Source organism: Synechococcus sp. Cruz CV12-2-Slac-r, from assembly GCF_024346075.1.
Classification (GTDB): domain Bacteria; phylum Cyanobacteriota; class Cyanobacteriia; order PCC-6307; family Cyanobiaceae; genus Synechococcus_D.
The window spans coordinates 34,846-55,149 of the sequence record NZ_JAGQEK010000001.1; the positions used below are offsets into that span (position 1 = coordinate 34,846).

The window sequence follows — 20,304 nt, forward strand, 5'->3', positions numbered from 1 at the left end:
AAAGTAAATAGCTAATCCAGATTGGGAATCGATTAAATGTCTCGGGTGTGCCAGCTAACAGGTCAACGGGCCAACAACGGCATGTCCGTTAGTCACTCCCACGTGCGCACCAAAAAGCTGCAGCAGGTAAACCTGCAATACCGCAGGTTGTGGTGGGCTGAAGGCAATCGCTGGATCAAAATCCGCCTTTCCACCAGGGCACTACGCACTGTTCAGAAGAAAGGTTTAGGTGCCTTTGCTAAAGAGCTTGGAGTTAATTTGGCCAAGCTCTAAAGCGAGGCCTCGGTGATGTTTTTTAGAGCTATTAATTTGGCTTTCAATCTGGTTGCTTGATAAAGGTTTATCTAACTGGTTAATCCAAATATCTTTAATTTGTTCTGGATCATTTTGAAGCAGGACTAAATCGAGGCATTGGCAAGAGAGTCCTGCTGCTGCAGCTGAAACCTTGGGGTCGTAGCTCAAAGCGGCACAGGGGGCACCAGTTAATGCTGCAAGAATTAAGGCGTGCAGACGCATCGCAATTACCAATCCCGATAAAGACGCTTCTGCCATTGCTTCTTCAGGCCGCTCCAAATTCAATTCTCTTGAGCACTGCCAAAGCGCTTCAGGCATAAACCCTTTTTGATACAAATCAAGCAGCATGCCGCGATCTTGATTTGCATGAAACGGCAACCACAACACTTGCCTTTCACTTTGTTGCGCTAGCAACGAAACAGCCCATAGCAATGTTCGCCATTGAGGAGCCTGCAACAAAGGGGTTGGTCGCCAGGCAAGCACGATTGCACCGCCCTTGCCGCGCCAATGCCCCCTTGCTAGCCCCCACACCGGATCAGCCCCCACCGGATCGGAAGGGGTGGGATTTCTTCCCAACTCTTTCGCCAGAGCAGCGGAATCTGGATCACGCCAACTTGCAGATTGCACATTGGCTAGAAGCAATCGCACCAACAAGCGGCTGTACCAGCGCCGGAGGGGGCCAAGACCTTGCCCCCAAAGCAGTATGGATTTGCCTTGCAACCTTGCGGCAATAATCAAGGCGCTATAAAACAACAAGCTTTTAAAACTTGTGCTGTCTTGCAGCAAACTGCCGCCACCAAAAATCAAAAAATTGCAGCGAATTAAACCTTTAAAAGTGTTAACAAAACTGCGCCGGTTACAAGTTTGTACACCAAAGCGTTTGCGAACCTGAGCCTCATCGGCAGCGGTAACCACAACGCTGCATCCAGCTGGAAGCTCTGCTAGCAAGGCTTGCAATAAAGCGTCGTCGCCAAGGTTGTGTTCGCCGTAGTAACCGCAGATCAGCAGCTTTTTTGAGGTAGAAACCATGGCGATCGCTTAAGCGCCTGCCAGTGTGAGCCATGGCATTCCTAGATTGGCTTTAATAAAACAAACAATGCACATTCTTTCCTTTCATACCTGGGTGATACATCTCAGCTCTGTATTGGAATGGCTGCTTGCTATTGCCGCTGTGGTGGTTTGGGGTGAGCAACGCCAAGAACCTGAATGGCGCTGGCTCGCCTTAGCAATGTTGCCAGCTTTAGTTAGTGCCCTTTGCGCCTGCACCTGGCACCTTTTCGACAACAGCATGGAATTGCATTGGCTCGTAACGCTTCAAGCCGGTTTAACCCTGCTGGGTAATTGTTGCCTCGCTGCAGCTGCCTGGTGGCTGGCTCGATCACCTCTGGCGCGGCTGCGATGAACGATCCTGCCGCCCCTTTATTTGCCCTTTCACTCTTTCCATACCTTCTTTTCCTTTGGTGGGCAAAACGAAGTGGCAGGTTTCCAGTGCTTGCCCTTTGGGGCTTTGGCTTAACCCTTTTATTTGTTGCGATCACAATTGTTGCCGCTGCTATCGCCTTAAGCCGCTACGGAGAAGAGTTAGCAAATGTGGATTGGCTTCATGGCGGTGCTGAGGCATTTCTGAGCATTAGCAATTTGGTATTGCTTTTGGGCTTTGGTAGTAAACAAGTCTTACGGGGGCCGGCAAAATCCACCAATGGGTTAGATGATCAGATCGCAGCACGATTGCCCTCGGAGCAATGACCTTTATTCCCCATCTGATCAGCCCAGTACTAGCCCTAACCCCTGCAGTGGTTTCTTGGACACCAAAAGTGGGGCTCGTGATGATTCTCTGCAATGTGGTTGCAATCGCTATAGGCAAGGCCACCATCAAATATCCAAGTGAGGGCCCTGGTTTGCCCAACAGCAGTTTCTTTGGTGGTTTTGGCTACGGCGCACTGCTCGGCACCACCAGCCTTGGCCACATCATTGGTATTGGTGCCATCCAAGGCTTAGCGGCCTCAGGAGCTCTTTGAGCGCCCGCCCATACCAAACAAATACGGCAAGGCCCGCAGGCCATACCGTTCAAATCGATAGTTAAAAAGCAGTTCCGAAAGATCAGCGGCGCTGCAGTGCTTTAAGCCCTGCAGCAATTTTTCCATGCGTTGATCGGCCTGATTTGTGTGAAGTTTTTGCCAAGTGCGCTGGGCAAGGTGGCCACTTAGGTTCCAGCGCGCACCGAGTTGGCATTTGAGCTTGTTTTTGTAGCTCTTAATCAAGTTATTTGGCTTAGCTAGGTTTGCCAGTAGTAATGGGGCGAGAACTCTGGCGCTCTCCATTGCGTGGCGGATGCCCTCACCCCCCAGCAAGTTGGCGGTGCTCACTGCATCTCCAATCGCTAGTAAGCGGCCGCGGCCATGGCAATCGCTACGACCCACTCGGCTGCGAATTAAACCCCCATGGCGATCTAGCACACTTGCTCCGTCTAAATCCAATAAACCCAACACTTTTTTTTGTAAAACCCCAAGAGAGGGGCCAGCTTGCTTATTCGGATTAAGCAAACGACACACTCCCACCTTGAGGCAACCGGGCTGCATCGGAAATACCCAGCCATAACCATTGGGCACCCAATTGCTGCCGATTAAGAAGCTCAGGCGCTGGCTCCAGCGCTGCCAACTGTTTTGATCCACCTCCAGTAGCCATTCGAGCCCCACTCCCAGCAAAAGTGGATCCCTGGCATTTGTGCCAGCTTCAGCAATTAAGCAACGGCTTTGGCCGCTGGCATCCACCACCCAATCGGAACGTATTGAGCTGCTTTCAGCTTTGTGATTTCTCATATGCGTTATGAGCTTCATGCCGCTGCGCTCAAGTTCACAAGCGGTAACGGTGCAGCCAAGCATTAATTCACCTCCCAGGATCTGCACCTGGGCGGTGAGCCATTGGCGTAGAGCAGCAAAATCTAAAACTGCACCAAGTGCCTGGCTTTGTTGCCAGTGGTGCCATTCACCATTTGGGCTTAGTAGCTGCCAGCCACACCATCTGGCGGCCAACAGTTCCGCTGGCAAACCAAAACGATCAATGCTGGCAAGGGGTAATGCAGCGCTGCTGAAGGCAGCTTTTGCCATATGGGGCAGGCGATCTATTAGGCAAACGCTTACCCCTGCTTGAGCTAAACAACGGGCAAGCTCCGCCCCAGCTGGCCCAGCACCAACTACAACCACTTCAAAATCGGTCATCCAACTGCTGCTGCGCTAGAGATTTTCAACTCATGCCGGTTGAGCTTCGCGGTGTTGCTGCTTTAAGGCAGAACCAAATTTGTCCAGGATCCGTTGGGCCATCTGGGGAGGTGTTAAGCCAAGAGCCTGTTTGGATTGCTCGGGGCTGGCGTGATCCACCAACCGATCTGGAATTCCGATGCGTAGTAAGGGCACAAGAAGATCGTTGTCTTGAAATGCTTCCAGCACAGCCGCCCCAAAACCGCCCGCTAGGCAACCTTCCTCCATCGTTACCACGAGGCCGATCCGGCGAGCCATCGGCAGCAACATGGTTTCATCGAGAGGGCGCAAGAAACGGGCATTCACCACAGCAGCCCGCACCCCCTGCTCCTGTAATAACCCCGCTGTAGCCATAGCGGGAGCAACCATGGCGCCATAGGCAACGATCATCAAATCGTCTCCCTCCGCTAATTGTTCAGCTCGGCCAATCTCAATGGGTTCCCAACCCTCTTCTAGAAGGGGAACCCCCTCCCCTTCTCCCCGGGGGATGCGTAAAGCTGTTGGCCCTGAATGAGCGATGCAGGTAACCAACATTCTCTGCAGTTCAGCCTCATCCTTGGGGGCCATCACAGTGAAATTAGGGATACAACGTAGATAGGAAATGTCGTATTGCCCCTGATGGGTAGGTCCGTCGGCCCCCACAATTCCGGCACGATCCATCACAAAACATACGGGAAGGTTTTGGATACCCACATCGTGAATTAGTTGGTCGTAGGCCCTTTGCAAGAAGGTGCTGTAGATAGCTGCAACAGGCCTTAAGCCATCGGCAGCCATGCCTGCTGCGAGGGTAACTGCGTGCTGTTCAGCAATACCAACATCTACGTATTGCTCCGGCAATGATTTCTGTAAAAGATCTAAACCAGTGCCAGTGGCCATGGCAGCAGTAATTCCTACAATTTTAGAATTTTGTTCGCAAAGTTTTAATAAAGTTTGGCCAAACACCTTGCTGTAACTGGGAGGTTTAGGCCTTTTCGCTGGAAAAGATTTACCGGTTGAAAGATCAAAGGCGGATTGAGCGTGATAACCAACTTGGTCTGCTTCTGCATATGGATACCCCTTACCCTTGGTGGTTGCAACGTGCACCAAAACAGGGCCTTCACAGCGGTGAGCCGCTTGGAAAGTGCGGATCATCGCCCCCATATCGTGGCCATCAACCGGCCCCATGTAGGTGAAGCCCAGTTCTTCAAATACAGCACCAACTTTGGGCACTGCTAAGCGCTTCATGCCCTCTTTTAAACGACTTAATTCCGATGGCAGCTGACCATGCATAAATGGCAAGCTTTTCACTGCCTCTTCTGCGCTGCCGCTAAGGAATTGCACCGGCGGACTTAAACGCATCCGGTTTAAGTAAGTAGACAACGCTCCTACCGGCGGTGAAATCGACATGTCGTTGTCGTTTAGCACCACCAAGAATTTCGTTTGGGGCAAATGACCTGCGTGGTTGATCGCCTCCAAAGCCATGCCGCCTGTAAGGGCGCCATCACCGATAACTGCAACACATTTATGGCTCAACCCTTGGCGATCCCTTGCTATCGCCATGCCAAGGGCAGCGGAAATGCTCGTGGAGGCATGGCCAGCGCCAAAATGATCAAATCGGCTTTCGGAACGCTTTAAGTAGCCCGCAACTCCCCCCTGCTGCCTGAGGGTATGGAACTGGCTATAGCGACCGGTAATCAACTTGTGGGGATAAGCCTGATGGCCCACATCCCACACCACCCGATCGTGATCTAGATCGAGAGTTTGATACAGGGCCAAGGTGAGTTCCACCACCCCGAGCCCCGGGCCAAGGTGGCCTCCAGAGGTGGAAACGGTCTCTAAGTGCTTTTCGCGGATCTGCCGAGCAACTGCTTCCAATTCCTGGATGCTGCTGCCGTGCAATTGATTCGGATGACTCAGCTCGCTGAGGTGCATTCCGCCGGGGCTCTGTGGCTATTGAATCTAGGCCCCCCACACCAAGGTCGAAGATATAGGGACGAAATGAGGCGTTATGGAGGGCTACCTACAAAGAATTTTGAGGGCTCGGGTCTACGACGTAGCCCAAATAACCCCTTTGGAGCTGGCCCCAAACCTGTCGGCACGCCTGGGTCAGCAGGTGTGGCTGAAAAGGGAAGATCTCCAACCGGTCTTTTCTTTCAAATTGCGGGGTGCCTTCAACAAAATGGTGCAGCTCACAGTTGAACAACGGCAGCAGGGGGTAATTGCCGCCAGTGCCGGCAACCATGCCCAAGGAGTGGCCTTAGCAGCGCAAAAGCTTGGTTGCCATGCAGTAATCGTGATGCCCCTCACCACCCCGCGCACCAAGGTGGAGGCGGTGCAAAGGCGGGGCGCTGAGGTGGTGCTCCATGGCGACACCTACGACGAAGCCCATGAAGAAGCACGGAAATTGGAATTAGAGCGGGGGCTCTGCTTTATTCACCCCTTTGACGACCCAGATGTAATTGCAGGCCAAGGCACGATCGGTCTTGAAATCCTGCGGCAATGCCCTGAGCCACCAGCAGCGATATATCTGGCGGTGGGTGGTGGTGGCTTGATTGCAGGGGTGGGTGCCTACGTGAAATCCCTCTGGCCCCAGGTGGAAATAATTGGGGTAGAGCCTGTTGATGCCGATGCCATGACCCGTTCTCTTGCCGCTGGTAAACGTATCTGCCTTGAACAGGTGGGCCTATTTGCAGATGGCGTAGCAGTTCGCCAGGTGGGCGTTGAAACTTTTCGCCTTGCCCAGCAGGTGGTGGATCGGATGGTAACTGTTGATAGCGACGCTATTTGTGCCGCTATCAAAGATGTTTTTGAAGACACCCGTTCAATTCTTGAACCCGCTGGTGCCCTGGCCATCGCAGGCTTAAAAGCCGATGCCTCGAGGCGCCCTAAGGGCCAACAATTGGTGGCAGTGGCTTGCGGGGCAAATATGAATTTTGAAAGATTGCGCTTCGTGGCGGAAAGAGCCGAACTAGGTGAAGAGAGGGAGGCAATGTTTGCAGTAGAGATTCCAGAAGGTCCTGGGCATCTGCGGCAGTTTTGTCGTTTGTTAGGCCAACACAACCTCACGGAATTTAGTTATCGAATGGCGGCAGGCGCAAAAGCGCAGATTTTTATCGGAGTGCAAATTCTTAATCGCGCCGATGCTGATGCATTAGCAAAAAAGCTGATCAATGGGGGATTTGCCTGTGTTGATCTTTCAGGTAATGAACTGGCCAAGCTGCATTTACGCCACATGGTTGGGGGGCGTTTACCGCAACCCCATAAAAGCGATGGCGCTGCACAAGAACTGCTTTATCGCTTTGAATTCCCTGAAAAGCCAGGCGCTTTGATGGCTTTTGTTGAAGAGTTAAATCCGAATTGGAACATATCAATCTTTCACTACCGCAACCAAGGTTCTGATGTGGGCCGCATCGTTGTTGGGGTGCAGGTGCCACCCCATGAATTAAGCCATTGGCAACAGTTCCTGGATCAATTAAAAGTGCCTTGTACAAACGAAACAGATAACCCTGCTTATCAATTGTTCTTGGTGTGAACGTTGTCTAATCCCGATCTATCTTTGCCGGCACAGCTAGAGGCGGTGCTTTACCTGAAGGGGCGCTGCCTCAGCTTGGGGCAGCTAAGTGAATTGGTGCACTATCCCACTGAAGAAGTGGAACTGGCACTAATCACTTTGATGGCCGATTATGCCCATCGCGATACCGCCCTAGAAATTCGTCAGGAGGCTGCTGGTTTCAGTTTGCAATTAAGGGCTGATCTAAGCGAATTAGTGCGCGAATTAGTACCCGTGGATCTGAGCACCGCCAGCCTGCGCACGCTGGCAACTGTTGCCCTTAAAAAAAGAATCCTCCAATCGGAACTTGTTGATTTACGGGGCAGCGGCGCCTACGACCACATCAAAGAGCTGGTGGAGCAGGGGTTCATCGAAAGGCGCCGCCAGAGTGATGGCAGATCATTTTGGATCAGCCTTACAGAAAAATTCCACCGAACTTTCAGCGTAAAAAGCAGTACTGGCACCGAAGCTGGATAGATTTGGTGAAATTCGTTAGTCCCTTTCCTTAATTCCATGGAAATCAGCTTCTTTTTGCAGGTATTAGCTCAAACTCTGAGTATTTATACACTCGTTTTAGTGGTGCGCGTGTTGTTGAGCTGGTTTCCAAATCTTGATTGGGGCAACCCTTTGCTCTCGGCCCTCAGCTCAATAACAGATCCATACCTGAATATCTTTCGCGGCTTGATTCCGCCATTAGGAGGGCTTGATTTATCAGCATTAGTTGCCTTCTTTGCCCTACAGATCAGCGGAGGCCTATTGAGTCAATTAGCCATGAGCACAGCCCCAGGCCTTAGTTCTTTTCAATAGTTCTTTTCAATAGTTTTTTGCCAAAACCCATCACTGCAAGTTCAATTCTTGCTCAAGTGGCAGCAAATCCAATTCATCTGCCGCGGCCCTTGCCCTTACTGGCGCATTGAATCCTTTTGCTTTTGCATTGCTTACTTTTAGGGGCCCCGGAGTACCAGCTGGTACAGCTAAGCGCAAGGCAAAGGGGGAGCTGCCTGGCGGCACGTCGCCAATAGAGCCAACTCGGGTGCGATTTTGCAGCACGGGTTCACCGCTGGCATCAAGAATTTGGGCAAATACATCCGTATCCACAACCGGTTTAGAACCGTTGTTAAGAACCTCACCGCGCAAGGCGTAACAACTGGCCCCTAAGGGGCGACGGAAATCGGGTTGCGCCCCCACATCAGCCTTGGGGCAGGGCTCAATGCTTATTCCTGAAACCTGGAGATTTGCGGCAAAGGCTGTTGTTGGCAGAGAAAAAAACAGGCCGATCGCAATAATAAAACCCCAAAAGCAAGCCATCATCGATCGTCTCCGCTTCCACTGATCACGTTACGGGCGGCGCGACTCTGAAGTTTTTCAAGATTCAACTCCCCAATCGCCTGAAGGCTAAAACCCAATTCATCCGCTAGCTGCGCCACATACCAGAGCACATCCCCTAGTTCAAGGGCGATCGCCTGCTTATTGGCGCTGCTGAAATCTCCCCCCTGATCGCGTAAAACCTTCTTTACTTTGTCTGCAACTTCACCGGCCTCCCCGCAAAGACCCAGGGTGGGGTAAAGGATATTGGCACCAAGATCGGGATATCTGGCGGTGCGCCGGGCAAACGACTGATACGAATTGAGGTCCATTGGTTCCGTAGGGTGATAGCTTCCGCACCGTCTCCAGCCCGGTAAATGCCAAAGCCCGACCTGCAGCGACGCACCAAGATTGTCGCCACCATCGGGCCCGCCACCGAATCGCCGGAGATGATTCGTGAACTGATTCTTGCGGGTGCCACTACCTTCCGGCTCAATTTTTCACACGGCGATCACTCTGAACATGCCCAGCGGGCAGCAACAATCCGGCAAGTAGCTCATCAACTCGGGGTGCACGTGGGCATCCTGCAAGACCTGCAGGGGCCAAAAATTCGTTTAGGACGCTTCAACGCAGGGCCTATCACCCTGGCCAAGGGCGATAGTTTTGCGCTCACGGCAAGGGATGTGGCTTGCGATCAGCACATCGCCACCGTTACCTACGACAAACTCGCCTCTGAGGTGCCCCCAGGCAGCCGAATCCTGATGGACGACGGCAAGGTGGAGATGGAGGTTGATTGGATAGATCACCAGGAACAAACCCTCCACTGCAAAGTAACGGTGGGCGGTGTTCTTTCAAATAACAAAGGGGTGAATTTCCCCGATGTATTGCTTTCAGTGAGGGCTCTCACAGCCAAAGATCGCAACGACCTCGCCTTTGGTTTGCAATTGGGGGTTGATTGGGTAGCGCTCAGTTTTGTGCGCAATCCATCAGACATGGAAGAAATACGCGAACTGATTCGCACCCTCGGCCACAGAACACCAGTAATTGCAAAGATTGAAAAATTTGAAGCGATTGATCAAATCGATTCGATCTTGCCTTTATGCCATGGGGTGATGGTTGCCCGTGGTGATCTCGGCGTTGAGATGGCCGCAGAAGAAGTGCCCCTGCTGCAAAAAGAACTTATCCGCAAAGCCAATTCGATGGGCATTCCCATCATCACGGCCACCCAAATGCTCGACAGCATGGCAACAAACGCCAGGCCCACTAGAGCTGAAGTTAGCGACGTGGCCAATGCCATCCTTGATGGCACTGATGCGGTGATGCTTTCAAATGAAACTGCCGTAGGCCTTTACCCGGTAGAGGCGGTGGAAACGATGGCTCGCATCGCTAAACGCATCGAACAAAATTATCCAAATCGTCAGCCCGATACTCAGCTGGCTAGCACCATCCCCAACGCGATTAGCCAAGCGGTGAGCACCATCGCAAATCAATTGGATGCTGCCGCGATTTTGCCGCTCACAAAAACAGGAGCCACCGCCAGAAACGTGAGCAAATTTCGGCCCTCTACCCCAATTCTTGCTGTAACAAGCGACGTAAAAGTGGCGCGGCAGTTGCAATTGGTATGGGGTGTAAATCCCTTAGTTATCAGCACGCAAAGTTCCACCAGCCGCACATTCAGCATGGCTATGGGGGTAGCCCAAGAGCAGGGATTACTTGAAGATGGTGATCTTGTAGTACAAACCGCTGGCACCCTTAGAGGCGTTAGCGGATCCACCGACCTTGTGACGGTGGGTATTGTTTCGGCGGTGCTTGGCCGTGGCACAGGATTTGGAAACGCTTCTGTGAGTGGCAAGGTTCGATTAGCTCAAACCCCTGAAGAAGCTGCAAGCATCGAACCTGGAGAAATCTTGGTGGTAGCTCACACAACAGCCTCCTACCTAGAGGCAATTCGCCGCTCTGGTGGAGTAATCACAGAGGAGGATGGAAGCCAGAGCCATGCCGCTGTAATTGGCCAAAGGCTCGGCATTCCCGTAGTTGTGGGGGTTGCCAATGCAACCCGCGATGTAAGGCAAGGAGAAGTGGTTACCCTTGATATCCGCAATGGGTTAGTTCACCGGGGCACCCATGTTCACGACCACAGCAGCGCCGATAACATTGGTTGAAAAACTTTTGGTTGAAACACCATGAGTGCGCGCCTGCCTTTGCGGGACACCATTGGCATGGCCCTTGGGGCGTTGAGTTCAAATCGCTTGCGTTCCGCGCTCACGATGCTTGGAATCGTGATTGGGAACGCTTCAGTGATAACTCTTGTTGGCGTTGGTAAAGGGGCGCAAAACCTAGCTGAGGGGCAACTGAGCACCCTTGGTGCGAACGTTTTATTCGTGGTTCCAGGCAACAACGACACTCGACGCCGTGGCATCGAAACACCAAAAACTCTTGTTTTAGAAGATGCAAACGCGATTCTTGAACAGGTGCCAAGCATTAGCCGAATTGCACCTCAAATAACCCTTAGCGAAACAGTTAGGGCCCGTGATTTAAGCGCCACAGCAACAATTTCGGGGATTACGCCTGATTTTTTAGCGGTGCGTCGTTTTGATATGGCCCAAGGGCGTTTTTTTAGCGAGGCCGATATGCAAGGGGCCCGCAATGTGGCGGTGTTAGGACCAGACATTGCTGAAAGATTGCTCCCAGGTGGTTACCCGATTGGCAAGGAGGTGAGAATTCGCAACCAGTCTTTTCAGGTGGTGGGAATCATGGCCTCCAAAGGTGCCTTCCTCGGACAAAATCAAGATGATGCTGTTTATGTGCCGTTAAGCACGATGGTGAGCCGTTTAAGTGGCCGAGATCCAACTTTTGGTACTTCTCTGAGCTTCGTAAGTGTGGAAGCAAAAGATGAACGATCTGTGAGCGCCGCTAAATTTCAAATTAGTAATTTGCTGCGTTTGCGTCACAAAATCCTGCGGGAAGATGATTTTGCGGTGCGTTCACAAAAAGATGCCCTTTCGATCGTAGGAACTATCACTGGCGGGCTCACCTTGATGCTGGGGGCCATTGGTGCCATATCTCTCTTGGTTGGCGGCATCGGCATCATGAATATCATGTTGGTTTCCGTAAGCGAGCGCACCCAAGAGATCGGTTTACGCAAAGCCGTTGGGGCCCGCAGTAACGACGTACTTCTGCAGTTCTTAATTGAAGCTTTAGTGGTTTCTAGCTTGGGGGGCTTAGTTGGCAGTTTGCTTGGGCTTGGCGCGGTGATGGCCGTGGCAGCTGTAACACCACTACCGGCTGCAATTGGTTTGTGGAATGTGGCCAGCACAGTGGCCCTTTCAGGATCAATCGGCCTCTTTTTTGGTGTGGTGCCTGCGCGCAGAGCCGCAAGAATGGATCCCATCGTTGCCCTACGCAGGCTATGAACTGCCCAGAGGTTGCCCTTGCCATGCTTGAGCGTGAAGGCAGATGGCTTTTGCAATTACGCGACGACATCGATGGAATTGTTTATCCAGGCACCTGGGCATTGTTTGGTGGCCATCTTGAAAGCGGAGAAAGCCCCGCCCAAGCGGTGCAACGGGAGCTAAAGGAGGAAATCAACTGGACCACTACGCAGCTAGAGCCTTGGTTCAGTAAATCAAGCCCCCAGCGCATAGCCCACTTCTTTCGCGCTGCTCTCACAGTGCCGCTGAGCGCTCTAACACTGCTGGAGGGGCAAGACATGGCCCTTGCCAGCCTTGAGGAACTTTGCAGCGGCCAGGTAAGCAGCAAGGTTTGCGGTGAAACAAGGTCTTTTGCCCCTTCTCTGCAATGGGCTGTAGATCAAATGTTGCAAGAAAATTCGCGCTAAACCACTCCGCTGGCTTCTTTGGGTCTTTACAATTACTAAACATTTTTAGCCATAGGCTGCAATCGCACCCATGAATAATCGCTGGCGCACAATCCTTCTCTGGGCCCTTCCCATTGGCCTCGGTTTGTTTTTGCTCTGGCAAGTGGTGTCTAACGGTGGCCCAGCCAAGGTTGTATCTCAACCAAACCTTGCTCCTCGCAACAGTGCTGTTGCCCGAATGACATACGGGCGCTTCCTCGATTATGTGGACGCCGGCAGGGTTACATCTGTTGATATTTTTGATGGCGGCCGCAGCGCTGTTGTTGAAGCGGTGGATCCAGATATTGACAACCGCGTGCAACGTTTACGGGTAGATCTTCCTGGCCTTGCTCCAGAGCTTGTTAACAAATTAAAAGAAGAAGGAATTAGTTTTGATATACACCCCCCTCGCACTACGCCACCTGCCCTAGGTATTTTGGGCAATTTATTATTTCCGTTATTACTTATTGGCTCCCTTATTCTGCTGGCTCGCCGTTCCTCCAACATGCCCGGCGGCCCTGGCCAAGCGATGCAGTTTGGTAAAACCAAAGCTCGTTTTGCAATGGAAGCCGAAACCGGCGTGAAATTTGATGATGTGGCAGGTGTAGAAGAAGCGAAAGAAGATCTTCAGGAAGTAGTTACTTTCCTCAAACAACCAGAAAGATTTACAGCTGTTGGCGCAACAATTCCCCGAGGTGTTCTATTAGTTGGCCCCCCTGGAACAGGTAAAACTCTCCTTGCCAAAGCGATTGCGGGGGAGGCAGGGGTTCCTTTCTTCTCACTTGCGGGCTCTGAATTCGTTGAAATGTTTGTTGGGGTGGGTGCCAGCCGAGTTAGAGATTTGTTTAAGCGCGCTAAAGAGAGCGCACCTTGTTTGATCTTTATTGATGAAATCGACGCAGTTGGTCGTCAGCGTGGGGCTGGTATCGGTGGAGGCAACGACGAAAGGGAACAAACTTTGAACCAACTTCTCACTGAGATGGATGGTTTTGAAGGCAATAACGGTGTAATCATTATTGCTGCAACAAATCGCCCCGATGTGTTGGATTCAGCTCTCATGCGCCCGGGCCGGTTTGATCGCCAAGTAACTGTTGATGCGCCAGATATAAAGGGTCGTCTTTCTATTTTGAAAGTTCATTCCCGCAATAAAACACTTGCAGAAGATGTAAGCCTTGAGATGATTGCCAGGCGCACCCCTGGCTTTACAGGAGCTGATCTTGCAAATTTACTAAATGAAGCAGCGATTCTTACCGCTAGGCGTCGCAAAACAGCCACCAGCCTTGCTGAGATAGACGATGCTGTTGATCGTGTAATTGCGGGTATGGAAGGTACGCCCCTCACAGATGGGCGTAGCAAGCGCTTAATTGCTTATCACGAGGTTGGTCATGCCCTAGTGGGCACGCTTGTGCAGCACCACGACCCGGTGCAAAAGGTAACTCTTATCCCAAGGGGGCAGGCCCAGGGCCTCACCTGGTTTGCTCCAGATGAAGAGCAAATGCTTGTGAGCCGCGCACAATTGAGGGCCCGCATCATGGGGGCGCTTGGGGGAAGGGCCGCTGAGGCAATCGTTTTTGGCCATGCTGAGGTAACAACTGGCGCTGCTGGCGATATTCAACAGGTGGCCGGTATGGCCCGCCAAATGGTTACCCGTTTTGGCATGAGTGATTTAGGCCCAATGTCGTTAGAAGCTGGTAATCAAGAGGTATTTGTTGGTAGAGATTTAATGACCCGCAGCGACGTATCAGATTCAATAACAAATCGTATTGATGGGCAAGTGCGGCTGATCGTTGATAAGTGCTATCAAGACACCTTGGCGCTCCTTGAGAAGCAGCGCCCCTGCATGGATTGCTTGGTTGAACTATTAATAGAAAGCGAAAGCCTTGATGGCGAAAAATTTAGAGAGGTGGTGAGTCAGTTCTCCCCTATTCCCGAAAAAGAAAGGTTCTCTCCTTTGTTACCTGCAGGCTCTTGATAAATCACAATAAAAACATCAATCACTTTTAAAAAATGTCAGAAGATTTAAGTTCATTTGAAGATCCGATTTTACCTGGATTAGATGGCACTCATTCACCTCTAGAAGCACATACAAGTTATAGAGGTGAAGATTGGAGCCCAGAAAAGCTAGCTTTCCATCAAAATTTAGAACAGTTTGCAGAACGAGTTGGTTTAATCGTTGCCTTGCAAGGTAACGGAAAAGTAAGCCAAGAACATGCTTATTCTGAAATCAAGCAAATATGGAAACAACTTAGAGACAGTCATTTAGAGCTTTTGAATAAATAATTAACTATACTGCGTGAATTGGGCGTTGATCTATAACTTTGTCTATAAGCCCATAACTAACAGCTTCAACAGGAGACATAAAAAAGTCTCTATCTGTGTCTTTTTTAACCCTTTCTAGAGGCTGATTGGTACGGCTGGCCAACTCTTCGTTGAGGCGATTCTTAAGATATAAAATTTCATTTGCTTGGATCCGTATATCAGAAGCCTGACCCGAAGCGCCACCCAAAGGTTGGTGGATCATAATTCTCGAATGTTGGAGGCTGCTGCGTTTTCCAGCCGCTCCTGCAGCAAGAAGAAATGCACCCATGCTGGCAGCTAAACCAACGCAAACTGTTTGCACATCAGGCTTTACATGTTGCATTGTGTCAAAAATACCCAACCCATCGTAAACAGATCCACCTGGGGAATTTATATATAGAAAAATATCTTTTTCTGGATCCTCAGCCTCAAGAAATAAAAGTTGGGCAACGATTCTATTTGCAGAATCGGATGTAACTGGTTCTCCTAAGAAAACGATCCGTTCCCTTAGCAACCTTGAATAGATATCAAAAGCCCTTTCGCCCCTACCTGAATCTTCAATAACAATAGGGATCATGGCGTTCTTCAAAGTATTTGCACAAATACTACTAACTGCCCTATGGCTGCCGAGCGCTAAGGTCGTTTTTATCAGAAAGGGAATCCAGTGGGTGATTGCCAAACCGTGGCAGACAGCAAAAGGCGTTTCTTCGCCGCTTATCCAAGGGTGATCCCCGGGCTCTATCGCCGCGTGGTGGATGAGCTGCTTGTGGAATTGCATCTTCTTTCCTGCCAACAGGGCTTCCAGGCAGATGCTCTCTTCTCCCTTGGGCTCACCCAAGTATTCGACAATTTCACCAAGGGCTTCCAACCGGAGGATCGCAGGGAAGACCTTTTTGAAGCTCTCTGCGTTGCCACAAGCCTCAGCACCGAAGTAATGCGGCGGCAAGCCTCGGAACTCACAAACGGAATTTCCCCCCACGGGGAAAAGGAGATCAGCAGCTGGCTAGAAGCCCGCGGAGAGGGGGCACCTGAACCGCTTAAGCAAGTGTTGCAACAGGCAACTCGCGCCGATTTTCATTATTCCCGGCTCCATGCTGTTGGCTTAATTGCCCTAATCCAGGATCTAAGCGGCGGCAATGATCAAGAACCTGAAGCGATTCGTAAGCGCGCTGCAAGCGTTGGCGAACAAATGGGGCTGCAACAAGAAAAACTTGATAAAGACATGGGTCTTTATGCAAGCAATTTAGAAAAGATGGCCCAAGCGGTGGAAATGATGGAAGAAACCGTGGCTTCGGTAAAACGCCGGCGGGAGCGTCAGTCCAGCGTTTCTGAAACACCTATCACTTGAGCAGCAGCTCCTGCCCTACCAGCTCGCCAATGGCCCTTAAACAGGGCCGACTTTTTTAATACCAAAGGCATATCTCCTGGCAACAGGCCGCGTTGATCGAGAAGCCGGGGAGCCGCCACAAGCGTGAGACCAGACAACTGCTTGAAACCAGATAAAACCACACCTGGCGCTAGCTGATTATTTGGAGAAGCGCCCAGCACAATTAGAAGCTTGTTGCTCTGCTGCCATCGCCAACCGGCCTGCACCCAACCCTTAGGGTTTCGCAGTTCAGAAACACCGTTTCGGCTTTTTAGCTGCAGTTCAGCTGGCAATTGTGTTTTTAAACGCTCTAAAAGCCTTTCAAAATCTTGCCGGGCTCGCTTGCCCTGGGGCTGAAGGCTGATCCAAATGCTGGCTTGATAGGGGTTATTCGCTGGATTAAAAAGCAGCTGCAGCTGAAAGGGGCTTTGCAGTAAAAGTTTTTTGCTAGCCCCATCGAGCAAAGGCTCTAACAAGGGCCCCAGTAGTGGGGCCAATGAATCCCCCTGCAGTAACAAAGGAGCTGCACTGGTTGGCCAAACCGGTTCTTGGGGTTGTGCCATAGGAGCAGTGGAGCGCAAAACCCCGTCGCCACCCCTTGTTTTTCCCCACCAGCGCATACCTTGCAACTGGAAACACCCCTGCTGCAACGGCATTAAAAATGGCGACCAATTAGCCGTTGTTGCCACTAAGCCAGATCCCGACCAAAACAAGGCTGCGTCTGAGCTCTCCAAGGCCGCACAGCGGGGGCCAAAACGATGCTGAGCTGGATTGCGAAGCGATTGCTGCAAACTCTGCAAACCCAAGGCATCAGCTGCCACTACGCGATATGGGCCCCAGCGCAGGCTTAAAGGAACCGTATCCGCTTCTCTACCAGCTCTCAGCAATAGCAGAGGGGATGAATCCGCATGGGGACCCCAAATCTGCAACCAAGAACCTTTGCCTTGCCGCCACAAGCGCATTGCTAAAAGCGGAGGCAGGCGTTGTTTCCAGATCCGCGGCAATGGTTGCTGCGGCTGAATCGGCAAGCTCTGGGCTAAGGATGCCTGGCTCAACAGTGATTTCAAATCACCCTGCGGAGGCTTAGGGGCCGTGATCCATAAAATAAAACCGCCAAATAGGGGAATTAGGCATACCCCAAAGCTGGCTTTCAATTTTTGCCGGGGCGTCGAGGAGCGCGAGGGGAACTCACTGCCGCCCGGCGACGTTTGTCTTTCCATTCCATCGCCGATAGATAAACAACTCCACCACTAACAAACACCAGCAGCAGTGCCGCCACTCCAGCTAAAGCCGAGTTTAAGGTTAAATCGAGTTGTAATTCAGGCATTACAGCCGGCTTAAAATTTAGAAATTAATCGAACCATCACCATTGCGACCCCACACCACCATCGCAATAGAGAAGGTAAAAGTAGCCGCTAGAGCAGCCCAGCCCAAAGTGATCAACATATGAAAGCATTCAATTTCGTTAATCCTACCGAAAGGGGCGCTGAGCGGAGCAGAATAAAAATATCTAGATTTCAATCGTGACGACAAGCACACCCGAACTCAAACCATCCGGGAGCGCCACTCTTGAAAGGGCTCCATACCCGGCTTACAAGGTGGTGGTTTTAAATGATGAGATAAATACATTTCAACATGTAGTGGATTGTTTGTTGAAATACATACCCGCAATGAATCCTGATCGCGCTTGGGCCCTTGCCCAAGCCATTGATAACGAAGGCCAGGCAGTGGTTTGGGTGGGGCCGATGGAACAAGCAGAGCTCTATCACATGCAGCTCGGATCAGAGGGTTTATCCATGGCTCCGTTAGAGCGCGCCTGAGGTAAGAATTGGGAAGGCTGGTTATTACCCACAGCACTTACCTCGATGGCTTGATCCCCCTGTTGAAAATTTTGGCTAGTAAACCGTATATAGATACAGTTACCCCAGCAGTTATCAGCAGGGTTAACGGACGCTGTGAGGGATTAAAGATACGTGTATCTACTGAAATTAAAGGCGGTTACAAACTAATTGCCCGTAGGGGAAGTAGTGCCCAAGAGGTATTTGTAGTAACTAAATTGAGCCAAGCTGCTTTGAAGGAACTGCTGGCTGCAATCGATTAAAATTAAAGAGTATTTAGAAAGTGATTGAAAGTGTTTGAAAGGGGTGAACCGCCATGCCGTGGTGCCCTCAGTCTTCGACCTGGAAGAACCAGAAGGGAATGGAAAGCGGGGCTTCATTTCCGGCTACGGGGCCGGTATACGTCACCATCGCGACACCACTCCCATGTCGAAAAGGGAGTCAGATCAGAACACTGGAAAGGGCAAACACCAACGCAGCAGTTCAACTCAAATCTAAGGCTTTCAAGCTGGGTTAGGCCAGATACTCCTCACTCTCGCGAGTAATTCCAAGGCCTCGCGGCGGCGCAAAACCGGATCGCAAGCTTGCAAGAGCAGAGTTATGTGGCCAAGCTTGCGCCCACGCCTGGTTAAGCGTTTTCCATACCAATGCAGATGGGCCTGAGGTAGAGCCTGCAATAAATTGCGTTGTTCTTGGTAGGTGTTGTTGGATTCTTCAAAGCCCACCAGATTCACCATCAATGCCCCAGGCACCAACAAGGCCGTTGAACCAAGCCGTTGGTTACTGAGCACATTTAATTGTTGGCAAAACTGACTCGTAACACAAGCTTCGATTGTGTAATGGCCGGAATTATGACTACGAGGCGCCAATTCATTTATCAGCAAACCCTGGGGGGAAAGGAAAAATTCAACGGCCAACAGCCCCACGTAGTTGATTGCGGTAACGATTGAAACCGCCATGGATCGGGCGCGGGCTTCAACGCCGTGGTTCACATGGGCCGGGGCAAGCACCCACTCGCATTGATGTTGGTGTTGGTGGGTTTCCACCAGAGGGAAAACGCTGATCTCACCAGCTGAATTTCTTGCCACCAAAATTGAGAGCTCTTTTTCATAATTCACCAATTCCTCAAGAATCCACTCGCGGCAATCCACTCGCATCAATAGGGCCTCGAAGGCAGCACGGTTGAGCAATTTCTCCGTACCTCGCCCGTCGTAGCCGCCAGCGGCGGCCTTTGCCATCAATGGAAATTCAAACTGCGCAGGCAGCTTGCCACCAGCACTAACAACAGTTGCCAGGTCACACCAGCCTGGGCTTGGCAAATTGAGCCTTTCCAACAAGTTGCGTTGCTGGCGTTTATCCACCACCTGCGCCAACACTTCAGCGCAGGGTTGAAATTCAACGCCCTCAACCTCTAAGGCCTGAATTGCTTCAAGATCTACCCATTCATTTTCAAAGCCGATTCGCTTGCATTGTTTTGCCAATTGGGTAGTGGCATCACCATTTTCAGAAGGCCCAAAAACTGCTGCTGCTGCAAGAGCAACCGCCGCATCATCTGGATCACTGGCCTGGAGGTGAAGTTCCAGGCCCATCTTTTGGGCAGCCTCAGCAAGCATCCCGGCCAGCTGACCGCTACCAACTATTCCAACGGGCATCAAAAGCTGCGTTGCTTAATCCAACAATTTAGGCAACCCTGCCCCTTTGAGAAGCTGTTGCAAAAGACTAAGCAGTAAAACCACCAGGAATAGAGCGAGCCCTGCGGCGCACGCGTAGCTGATATCTAATTCCTGAAATGCAAGGTCGTATACGTAGTAAACAACTGTGCGAGTGGAATCTGCTGGGCCGCCCTGGGTTAACAAGAACACCTCCTCAAATACCTTTGTTGCAGCAATTGATGAAATCACAGCCACCAATGCCACATAGGGTTTTAACAGTGGAAGGGTGATATCAAGATGCTGGCGCCAGCCGCGACTTCCATCAAGTTCGGCTGCCTCATAGAGATCTTTTGAAATTCCCTGTAGGCCTCCTAAAAAAATCACCATGTAATAACCAATTCCTTTCCATAGAGTTACAAACATCACCGCAAACAAGGCAAGGCTTGGGTCGCTTAAAAAACCAATTGCTTGAAATTTTTCACCAAAAATGAAACCACCCCAACCGTTTAACAGGCCGTTTTCGGCATAAATCCAGCGGAAGGCAATGGCCGCCACCACCACAGAAACCAACACGGGAGTGTAGAAAGCACCGCGAAAGAAATGCATTCCAGGCAGAGCACGGTTTACTAAAACCGCTAGAGCAAGGGAGCCAACCACCATTGGCGGCACCACCCCCAGCAGATATAAAAAAGTGGTGCCGAGAACCCGTAAAAAAAGAGGATCAGTTGATAAGCGCCTCAAATTTGCCAAACCGATGAATTGCAGCGGTGCATCTAGATCAAGCCCTGATCGGGTAAAACTCATCACTAAAGCCATCAGGGCTGGCAGCAGCACAGTGAGCAGCACGAGCAGGAGGGCCGGTGCAATGAACAGCCAAGGGAGCAGGGGTGATCTAGACAATCATCAATC

At 51.1% G+C, this 20,304-nt stretch carries 26 protein-coding genes and 1 other RNA gene; 15 read left to right on the top strand and 12 right to left on the bottom strand.

Annotated features, from left to right (window positions below; all coding sequences use genetic code 11):
* The first annotated feature begins 36 nt into the window (after positions 1 to 36).
* Positions 37 to 273: a 50S ribosomal protein L28 gene (gene rpmB / locus KB557_RS00200; RefSeq protein ID WP_255130771.1), complete on the top strand. Its 237-nt coding sequence runs from the start codon at positions 37 to 39 to the stop codon at positions 271 to 273.
* On the opposite strand, the gene csaB is transcribed toward rpmB, so the two are convergent.
* Positions 226 to 1,323, bottom strand: a complete 1,098-nt coding sequence (csaB, locus tag KB557_RS00205) for a polysaccharide pyruvyl transferase CsaB (protein WP_255130772.1) — start codon at positions 1,321 to 1,323, stop codon at positions 226 to 228. The two genes, rpmB and csaB, sit on opposite strands and share 48 nt — an antisense overlap.
* A 67-nt stretch (positions 1,324 to 1,390) precedes the next feature.
* On the opposite strand from csaB, the gene KB557_RS00210 reads away from it, so the two are divergent.
* Genes KB557_RS00210 through psaK form a run of 3 tightly spaced genes read left to right on the top strand, consistent with a single transcriptional unit; the run spans position 1,391 to position 2,312 of the window.
* Complete coding sequence (locus tag KB557_RS00210; protein WP_255130812.1) at positions 1,391 to 1,696, top strand: DUF2499 domain-containing protein; 306 nt, start codon at positions 1,391 to 1,393, stop codon at positions 1,694 to 1,696.
* Positions 1,693 to 2,040 (top strand): DUF3593 domain-containing protein, encoded by a 348-nt coding sequence (locus KB557_RS00215; protein WP_255130773.1) that lies wholly within the window; start codon positions 1,693 to 1,695, stop codon positions 2,038 to 2,040. Before KB557_RS00210 ends, KB557_RS00215 begins: the two co-directional genes overlap by 4 nt.
* Positions 2,037 to 2,312, top strand: a complete 276-nt coding sequence (gene psaK / locus KB557_RS00220; protein WP_255130774.1) for a photosystem I reaction center subunit PsaK — start codon at positions 2,037 to 2,039, stop codon at positions 2,310 to 2,312. Before KB557_RS00215 ends, psaK begins: the two co-directional genes overlap by 4 nt.
* On the opposite strand, the gene KB557_RS00225 is transcribed toward psaK, so the two are convergent.
* Positions 2,298 to 3,512, bottom strand: coding sequence for an NAD(P)/FAD-dependent oxidoreductase (locus tag KB557_RS00225; protein ID WP_255130775.1), 1,215 nt, complete (start codon positions 3,510 to 3,512; stop codon positions 2,298 to 2,300). The genes psaK and KB557_RS00225 overlap by 15 nt on opposite strands.
* Before the next feature lie 30 nt (positions 3,513 to 3,542).
* Positions 3,543 to 5,462 carry a 1-deoxy-D-xylulose-5-phosphate synthase gene (gene dxs, locus KB557_RS00230; protein ID WP_255130776.1) on the bottom strand — a complete coding sequence of 640 codons (1,920 nt, stop codon included), beginning with the start codon at positions 5,460 to 5,462 and terminating at the stop codon, positions 3,543 to 3,545.
* Between the two features lie 76 nt (positions 5,463 to 5,538).
* Between dxs and ilvA the strand changes: the two genes are divergently transcribed.
* Genes ilvA through KB557_RS00245 form a run of 3 tightly spaced genes read left to right on the top strand, consistent with a single transcriptional unit; the run spans position 5,539 to position 7,887 of the window.
* Positions 5,539 to 7,062: a threonine ammonia-lyase, biosynthetic gene (gene ilvA, locus KB557_RS00235; protein ID WP_255130777.1), complete on the top strand. Its 1,524-nt coding sequence runs from the start codon at positions 5,539 to 5,541 to the stop codon at positions 7,060 to 7,062.
* A gap of 3 nt (positions 7,063 to 7,065) precedes the next feature.
* On the top strand, positions 7,066 to 7,557 hold the full coding sequence (gene scpB / locus KB557_RS00240) for an SMC-Scp complex subunit ScpB (protein ID WP_255130778.1): 492 nt from the start codon (positions 7,066 to 7,068) through the stop codon (positions 7,555 to 7,557).
* Positions 7,558 to 7,593: 36 nt separating this feature from the next.
* Positions 7,594 to 7,887 carry a YggT family protein gene (locus tag KB557_RS00245; protein ID WP_255130779.1) on the top strand — a complete coding sequence of 98 codons (294 nt, stop codon included), beginning with the start codon at positions 7,594 to 7,596 and terminating at the stop codon, positions 7,885 to 7,887.
* A 30-nt stretch (positions 7,888 to 7,917) separates the two neighbouring features.
* On the opposite strand, the gene KB557_RS00250 is transcribed toward KB557_RS00245, so the two are convergent.
* Both KB557_RS00250 and KB557_RS00255 read right to left on the bottom strand, forming a co-directional pair.
* Entirely contained in the window at positions 7,918 to 8,388 is a 471-nt protein-coding gene (locus KB557_RS00250) for a hypothetical protein (protein WP_255130813.1), read from the bottom strand.
* A complete protein-coding gene (locus tag KB557_RS00255; RefSeq protein ID WP_255130780.1) occupies positions 8,388 to 8,717 on the bottom strand; it encodes a nucleoside triphosphate pyrophosphohydrolase family protein in 330 nt (109 codons plus the stop codon). Before KB557_RS00255 ends, KB557_RS00250 begins: the two co-directional genes overlap by 1 nt.
* A 45-nt stretch (positions 8,718 to 8,762) precedes the next feature.
* Here KB557_RS00255 and pyk point away from each other — a divergent pair, with 45 nt between their 5' ends.
* From pyk to KB557_RS00280, 5 genes are all read left to right on the top strand, one after another.
* On the top strand, positions 8,763 to 10,547 hold the full coding sequence (gene pyk, locus KB557_RS00260) for a pyruvate kinase (protein WP_255130781.1): 1,785 nt from the start codon (positions 8,763 to 8,765) through the stop codon (positions 10,545 to 10,547).
* Positions 10,548 to 10,568: 21 nt separating this feature from the next.
* Complete coding sequence (locus KB557_RS00265; RefSeq protein ID WP_255130782.1) at positions 10,569 to 11,798, top strand: ABC transporter permease; 1,230 nt, start codon at positions 10,569 to 10,571, stop codon at positions 11,796 to 11,798.
* Positions 11,795 to 12,223, top strand: coding sequence for an NUDIX hydrolase (locus tag KB557_RS00270; protein ID WP_255130783.1), 429 nt, complete (start codon positions 11,795 to 11,797; stop codon positions 12,221 to 12,223). Before KB557_RS00265 ends, KB557_RS00270 begins: the two co-directional genes overlap by 4 nt.
* A gap of 70 nt (positions 12,224 to 12,293) precedes the next feature.
* Positions 12,294 to 14,213 carry an ATP-dependent zinc metalloprotease FtsH gene (gene ftsH / locus KB557_RS00275; RefSeq protein ID WP_255130784.1) on the top strand — a complete coding sequence of 640 codons (1,920 nt, stop codon included), beginning with the start codon at positions 12,294 to 12,296 and terminating at the stop codon, positions 14,211 to 14,213.
* Positions 14,214 to 14,248: 35 nt separating this feature from the next.
* Positions 14,249 to 14,521, top strand: a complete 273-nt coding sequence (locus KB557_RS00280) for a hypothetical protein (protein WP_255130785.1) — start codon at positions 14,249 to 14,251, stop codon at positions 14,519 to 14,521.
* Between the two features lie 4 nt (positions 14,522 to 14,525).
* Here the strand turns inward: KB557_RS00280 and clpP are convergent, their stop codons facing one another.
* Positions 14,526 to 15,116, bottom strand: coding sequence for an ATP-dependent Clp endopeptidase proteolytic subunit ClpP (gene clpP, locus KB557_RS00285; RefSeq protein ID WP_255130786.1), 591 nt, complete (start codon positions 15,114 to 15,116; stop codon positions 14,526 to 14,528).
* A 105-nt stretch (positions 15,117 to 15,221) separates the two neighbouring features.
* Between clpP and psb29 the strand changes: the two genes are divergently transcribed.
* Positions 15,222 to 15,887: a photosystem II biogenesis protein Psp29 gene (gene psb29, locus KB557_RS00290; protein ID WP_255130787.1), complete on the top strand. Its 666-nt coding sequence runs from the start codon at positions 15,222 to 15,224 to the stop codon at positions 15,885 to 15,887.
* Here psb29 and KB557_RS00295 read toward each other — a convergent pair.
* Genes KB557_RS00295 through petN form a run of 3 tightly spaced genes read right to left on the bottom strand, consistent with a single transcriptional unit; the run spans position 15,854 to position 17,351 of the window.
* On the bottom strand, positions 15,854 to 17,059 hold the full coding sequence (locus KB557_RS00295; RefSeq protein ID WP_255130788.1) for a hypothetical protein: 1,206 nt from the start codon (positions 17,057 to 17,059) through the stop codon (positions 15,854 to 15,856). The two genes, psb29 and KB557_RS00295, sit on opposite strands and share 34 nt — an antisense overlap.
* A complete protein-coding gene (locus tag KB557_RS00300) occupies positions 17,056 to 17,232 on the bottom strand; it encodes a hypothetical protein (RefSeq protein ID WP_255130789.1) in 177 nt (58 codons plus the stop codon). The genes KB557_RS00295 and KB557_RS00300 overlap by 4 nt, the downstream gene beginning before the upstream one ends.
* Positions 17,233 to 17,249: 17 nt before the next feature.
* Positions 17,250 to 17,351, bottom strand: coding sequence for a cytochrome b6-f complex subunit PetN (petN, locus tag KB557_RS00305; RefSeq protein WP_106499011.1), 102 nt, complete (start codon positions 17,349 to 17,351; stop codon positions 17,250 to 17,252).
* A gap of 68 nt (positions 17,352 to 17,419) precedes the next feature.
* Between petN and clpS the strand changes: the two genes are divergently transcribed.
* Positions 17,420 to 17,725 (top strand): ATP-dependent Clp protease adapter ClpS, encoded by a 306-nt coding sequence (gene clpS, locus KB557_RS00310; RefSeq protein WP_399218400.1) that lies wholly within the window; start codon positions 17,420 to 17,422, stop codon positions 17,723 to 17,725.
* Between the two features lie 8 nt (positions 17,726 to 17,733).
* The gene (locus tag KB557_RS00315) at positions 17,734 to 18,006 is read left to right on the top strand and encodes a DUF2103 domain-containing protein (RefSeq protein WP_255130791.1); all 273 of its coding nucleotides are present in this window, start codon (positions 17,734 to 17,736) and stop codon (positions 18,004 to 18,006) included.
* 41 nt (positions 18,007 to 18,047) lie between these two features.
* Here KB557_RS00315 and ssrS read toward each other — a convergent pair.
* The 3 genes from ssrS to KB557_RS00330 form a co-directional block, all read right to left on the bottom strand.
* Positions 18,048 to 18,231, bottom strand: a non-coding RNA gene (gene ssrS, locus KB557_RS00320) — 6S RNA.
* A gap of 15 nt (positions 18,232 to 18,246) precedes the next feature.
* A complete protein-coding gene (locus KB557_RS00325) occupies positions 18,247 to 19,395 on the bottom strand; it encodes a 5-(carboxyamino)imidazole ribonucleotide synthase (protein ID WP_255130792.1) in 1,149 nt (382 codons plus the stop codon).
* A 15-nt stretch (positions 19,396 to 19,410) separates the two neighbouring features.
* Positions 19,411 to 20,211 carry a carbohydrate ABC transporter permease gene (locus KB557_RS00330; protein ID WP_255130814.1) on the bottom strand — a complete coding sequence of 267 codons (801 nt, stop codon included), beginning with the start codon at positions 20,209 to 20,211 and terminating at the stop codon, positions 19,411 to 19,413.
* Positions 20,212 to 20,304 lie beyond the last annotated feature (93 nt).